This is a genomic window from Enterobacter sp. SECR19-1250, assembly GCF_013391025.1.
GTDB classification, from domain to species: domain Bacteria; phylum Pseudomonadota; class Gammaproteobacteria; order Enterobacterales; family Enterobacteriaceae; genus Enterobacter; species Enterobacter cloacae.
Map to the genome: position 1 here is coordinate 1 of NZ_JACASJ010000180.1, position 5,157 is coordinate 5,157.

The window sequence follows — 5,157 nt, forward strand, 5'->3', positions numbered from 1 at the left end:
TTAATCAGCGAGTCAGCTTGGGAAGAAATGACCTGCTTATTCGCACCTTCCTTAGGTGAGATCTACAACGCCGTGGAAATGATTCTGATGGGCTATTCTTTTTTCCCGTCGGAAACGTTGAACTTTATTAATCATCTGGGCTCAGGGAAAGGGATGGCATCCGATATGCCATTATCGAACCGTGAGGTCACCGTACTGCGGTATCTGGCGAATGGCTTATCGAATAAGGAAATTGCCGAACAGCTGCTATTAAGCAACAAAACCATTAGCGCGCACAAATCCAATATTTATTCCAAGCTCGGTGTGCAAAGCATTGTGGAATTAATTGATTACGCCAAGGCACACGAGCTGCTATAACCTGAATTCACTCCCTGCAGTTTATCTGAGTTGCAGGGAGTGCGGTCAGCGCTAATTATAATTAATCATAAATGTGGCATCCGCATCGGCGCGTCCGGGTCGGGGGTTATCCGCTGTGGCAATATAATTAGCATAAAATGACAACACGGCATTACCCTGCGCATCTACCGCTACCGGCTGGCTGGCCTGCTGTAACGCAAGACGCGTTTTATCCGCATCCCTGATCTCCACCGCGACGTTATTCGCCGTACTGGCGTCATTCAACGCCAGCAATCCGCTGTCACTCCCGTCAGTTTTCCCGGAAAACGTAATTGATGCTGAACCTGGCGGACAGCCTGTCAGCTTCAGCGTGAAGGGCATGGGCTGCGTGCGGCTCCCCGTGGTGCTGAGCTGCTTCGTCGGCCAGGTGCCCAGCGTGACGGTCTTGTCGCTGTCGCTGCCCTCTGCCACGCAGGTAAAATCAACGATATTGCCGTACATCTGAATATTGATCTCGCCCAGCGCTGTGGCTGACCACGCGTTTGCCTGACACATCGTCAGGGCCAGCGCAGCGAAAGGCCATTTCCAGTTCCCCATCTCTTCCCCTTAATCGTAATCCACGCGCAGATAGCCGCGAGAGGTGAACCGGCCTTCTGCTGGCTTATTCCCCGTAATGCTCACCGGCCAGACCCGGATCCCCACCTGCGCCTGCGCGCTGTCATCCAGACGGAACGGAATTTTACTGTTCAGGTTGTTAGGCGTCAGAGGCGTACCGCTATCGTTCGCCACGACAAACCCTAAATCCGGGTTATCGGAAACCAGCGCATTGCCCGAGATTTTTTCCGCCTCGATGCGCATCGTCAGATACGCATTGGCCTCCACATTGGTGCACTTAATGGCAATGGTTTTGCTTTGTGGTGAGACGTTCTGAGGACGATTGCCGGCCCCCGCCTGGCTGAACAACGACGCGCCAATATCACCAAAATCAAACTCCACCACCTGCCCGGCGTTAATCGCACAGCTTTGTGGTACCTGAATGGTGCCGCTGTAGCTGATGGTATAGACCGGCGTATTCAGCGGATCGGATGACGTGGTGGTGACATAGACGGTGAACATGGTCTGCTGGGGGATCACCACCATGTTGATAAACCGCCGTGTGACCCGCAGACGAAAGACCAGCTTCGAATCGGTGACAGGAATCGCTTTGTTGTTCGGAACGTTAGGGTGCTGCCCCATCTGAATGTAGTCTGACGGTGGATAGAAGGTGCCCGCGTAGTCATCGTGGATCTGCATTGCGCCATCAAGGTAGTCATTCAGCTTCACATACTTATAGCCATCAATTACCGTCGTTATCGGCAGGCTGGTGACATAACTACGCATCGTGGACTTTCCGGTTGTTCCTTTAGGGCAAATGGCGTTCACGCCCACCAGCCCGGATTTTTGCGCAAGGGTCACAATCTGCCCCGGTTTGTTATTGGAACTGTTAAAGACGTTTGAAAGATCGTATGAGATATCCTTCGGCACGCCCGTGGCGTTCTGGCAAACCGTCGCCCACGCGGGCATCGTGCTGCAGAGCAGCGCTAAGCTAAACACATTGCGTAAACTGCGCATCTTTGGGTTCCTGTTAACGTTCACAGCTTGCCCCCGCCATGGTAATGGCCTGGTTTTGGCTTTCAGGCGATAAACGATAGTGCGCACGACACTGGGACTGCATCCCATTGCCCCACTGAATAAGCAACTCCCCTTCCAACGGCAGCCCGCTCAGGTAAATCTGCCCGTCATCGCCCACCATACTGGTGACCCCGCTCTGGGTTTCACGGACCACGGCACCAAACGGCACAGGCTGGTTGCCGCGGGTCACGGTCAGCAGGGCACGTACGCCGATACGGGTATCGAAGCTGGCACGCACCAGCGCACCTTTGGTCGGTACTACGCTGCTGACGTTATTTTCGATGTCGGTGTTGTTACTCATGGAGTTGGTATCCAGCGCCACGCGGTTATAGCGGTAGACGGTGGCATACGGCATGACCGCGTAGCCTCGCCAGTCGGTTTTCACCCCGGTCTGGTTTTCCACGCTGACGCCCGAGGCTCCCGGCGCTTTGATCAGGACGTTAGTGTCGCCCAGCGGCTGGCTGAAGGTGACGCCGTCGGCATGGCCCACCACCCCACCAGAGAGCTGCCAGTTGAGATCGTGCTGATCGCGCGCGTAGTTGTAGCCCCCCCCCAGCGTGCCGTAGGTCGCCTGCCAGTTTGCGCTGGCGCTACCGCTTGAACCGTTGGTGCTGGTGTGCCCCTGCGTAACGCTGTAGTTCAGGTTGCGATCTTCCAGCAGGGTGCCGCTGACCCCGGTTTGCCAACTTGTATCACCGTCGCTGTTGCGGCTGGCTGAGGCCGTGGCGTAAGCGCGATCGATGGCGCTGTCCCGGCGATATCCCTGACGGGTAAAGAGGCTGAACGGCACCGAGACGTTAAAGGACGCGATCCGGTCCGTGCCCTCTATCCCGACGGACTTGTTCCACGACCATGACAGGGAGTAGTTGATCCCTTTTACACCTCCGGCATAGCCGAGCTGATACCAGAGGTTCGACTGGCTGGTGCCCCAGTAGGTCTGCTCGCTGCCGGAGACATAGACTGAGCCGTAATCACCCAGCGACTGAGAGATATTGAGCTGGAAGCGCCCTTTTTTATTCCACGTCAGGTTGTGATAGCTCTGCACGTCCGGCACGCCGTCATCATCCTTGCTGTCGGCATACTGATAGCCTTCCATCGAACGCCAGGCCACATCATCCAGGGTGTAAAACCCTTTCGTGGAGTAGCGATAGCCCAGCAGCTGGAAGTTGGTGCCGAATCCGTTGAGTGATTTTGCATACAGGAAACGCAGGGACTGGCCCTCATGGCGGCTGTCGTCCGCCAGCTGGCTGCGGGCATGGGTGATATCGACCGACACCGCCCCCCAGTCACCGAGGTTTTTCCCGGCGCCAATGGCCACCGCGGTATAGCGCGACGCCAGCTGCGTACCGCCGTAGAGCGTGTAACCATTGGCCAGACCGGTAATCAGCGTGCCCTGGGTGAAGAACGGCGTGTCCTGATCGCTGTTACCGCTGCGGTAATCCCCGGCCACGAGGTCATACTTCCAGCGACCTTCCCGCTGCAACAGCGGCACGGTGGAGTACGGCACGGTATAGCGTTGCTGGCTGCCGTCCTTCTCTTCTACGGTCACTTCCAGATCGCCGCTTGAAGAGGTAGGGTTCAGATCGGTAATGGCAAACGCGCCAGGCTGGACATAGCTCTGGTAGATAACATAGCCGTTCTGGCGAACAACCACTTTGGCCGGGGTACGGGCGATACCGCGCACGGTTGGCGCGTAGCCCTGCAGGCTGTCCGGGTACATGCTGTCGGACGAGAAAAGCCGCCCGCCGCGGAAACCGACGCTGTCAAAGACATCATTGCCGGTATTGCTGTCGCCCAGCACCAGCTCGCTTTTGAGCGGAATGACGGTGCGCTGCGCCCAGGTGCCAATGTTCTGCCAGTTACTGTGCCGCTGGCCGTTGTTTTGCGTATAACGCCAGGCGCCGTTATTGCGTAAACGCCATGCGCCATAGTTCAGCCCGCTCTGCAGGTTCAGATAGTAGCTGTCATCCTCGCTTCCCCGGTTGCCGGTAAAGCTGTAGTTCAACAGCGCGGCGGGGATCCCTTCATCCCACTGTTCAGGCGGGATATAGCCACGGGCGCTGTTCTGCATCGCCACCTGCGGCAGGCTGATATTCAGACGCTGCGAGGCGAAGTTAAATGCGACCAGGCTGCCGGGGATCGCTGTCGCCAGCGGGACACAGGTGTCGTCCTGCACCTTTACCAGCTCGGGAAACGCGGCGAGGTTAACGCCAAACCGTTCCAGCATTTTACGTGTGATGCACGGCGCCAGTCCGCCCGCCACCGGTGGCGTATCGTCGGCCTGCTCAAAGCGCACGTCCTGGGTCGCGATAAACTCATCGTTACGCCAGATATCCACGCGATACACGCCGGGTGCCTGCTGGTGACCTTGTTCAAAACGCGATAAATCCGCCACGCTGGCGGTATCGTCGGACAAAAAGGCCGGGTTAAAGTAGCTTTCGCTCCAGCCCGACTGCGGCCAGAGCGTTGCCATCAGCGCCAGTGCAACCGGGCAGTAACGCCATTGATGATTATTCATCGCCCTGACTCTGCTCACAGGTTGACGCTACGCGCCGGAGTAATGGCACCGTAGTCATTGACGCTCTGCCAGGAGAGCGTACCGCCCGCACCAGCCGGCAGCGCCTGCTGTGCCGAATTTTTTGGCGCAATCATGATGTTATCCAGCGTCTGTCCGCCCAGCTTCAGATTGACCAGCGTGATGTAATACGGTGAGGCGTTGCTGATCTTCAGATGCGAGCCAACGCGCTCAAAGCGCAGCTGAGAGAGCGCCTCTTCCGGCTGCATTGCCAGGTTATTCGGGCGCACAAACAGCTTGATACGCGACAGGATGGCCAGTTGCAGCACGTTATTGTTTTCGGTTTTGGCTTTGTTCACTGACGGGATCGCTTTCACGTTCATGTAAAACAGCGATTCACGATCGGCAGGCAACGCAGGCCCGGCGTAAATAATGCGCAGCGTGTTTTCGCTGTCCGGCTCGCTGACAAACAGCGGTGGCGTGACGGCAAAGGTTTTTTCTTTTTGCCCGTTTGCGTTTTCGATCCACGCGTTAATTAAATAGCGTTCTTGCTTGTTACTGTTGGTGATCGCCAGTGAAGTTTGTTTAGGGAAGGTGCGAACAAGTTCCTGATATGAGATCATCATATTCATCCG

General features: G+C 56.6%; 5 protein-coding genes. 1 reads left to right on the forward strand and 4 read right to left on the reverse strand.

Going from position 1 to position 5,157, the window contains the following annotated elements; translation table 11 throughout:
* Positions 1-357, forward strand: a 357-nt coding sequence (locus tag HX884_RS25145; protein WP_218620138.1) for a LuxR C-terminal-related transcriptional regulator, incomplete at its 5' end; no start/stop codon positions are given.
* 51 nt (positions 358-408) lie between these two features.
* Here HX884_RS25145 and sfmF read toward each other — a convergent pair.
* From sfmF to fimC, 4 genes are all read right to left on the reverse strand, one after another.
* On the reverse strand, positions 409-933 hold the full coding sequence (gene sfmF / locus HX884_RS25150; RefSeq protein WP_013095935.1) for a fimbria assembly protein: 525 nt from the start codon (positions 931-933) through the stop codon (positions 409-411).
* A gap of 9 nt (positions 934-942) precedes the next feature.
* Entirely contained in the window at positions 943-1,947 is a 1,005-nt protein-coding gene (fimH, locus tag HX884_RS25155) for a type 1 fimbria D-mannose specific adhesin FimH (protein ID WP_178328955.1), read from the reverse strand.
* A gap of 13 nt (positions 1,948-1,960) precedes the next feature.
* Positions 1,961-4,525: a fimbrial biogenesis usher protein gene (locus tag HX884_RS25160; RefSeq protein WP_178328956.1), complete on the reverse strand. Its 2,565-nt coding sequence runs from the start codon at positions 4,523-4,525 to the stop codon at positions 1,961-1,963.
* A gap of 14 nt (positions 4,526-4,539) precedes the next feature.
* Positions 4,540-5,157: type 1 fimbria chaperone FimC (gene fimC / locus HX884_RS25165; protein WP_178328957.1), on the reverse strand; the 618-nt coding region annotated here is incomplete at its 5' end.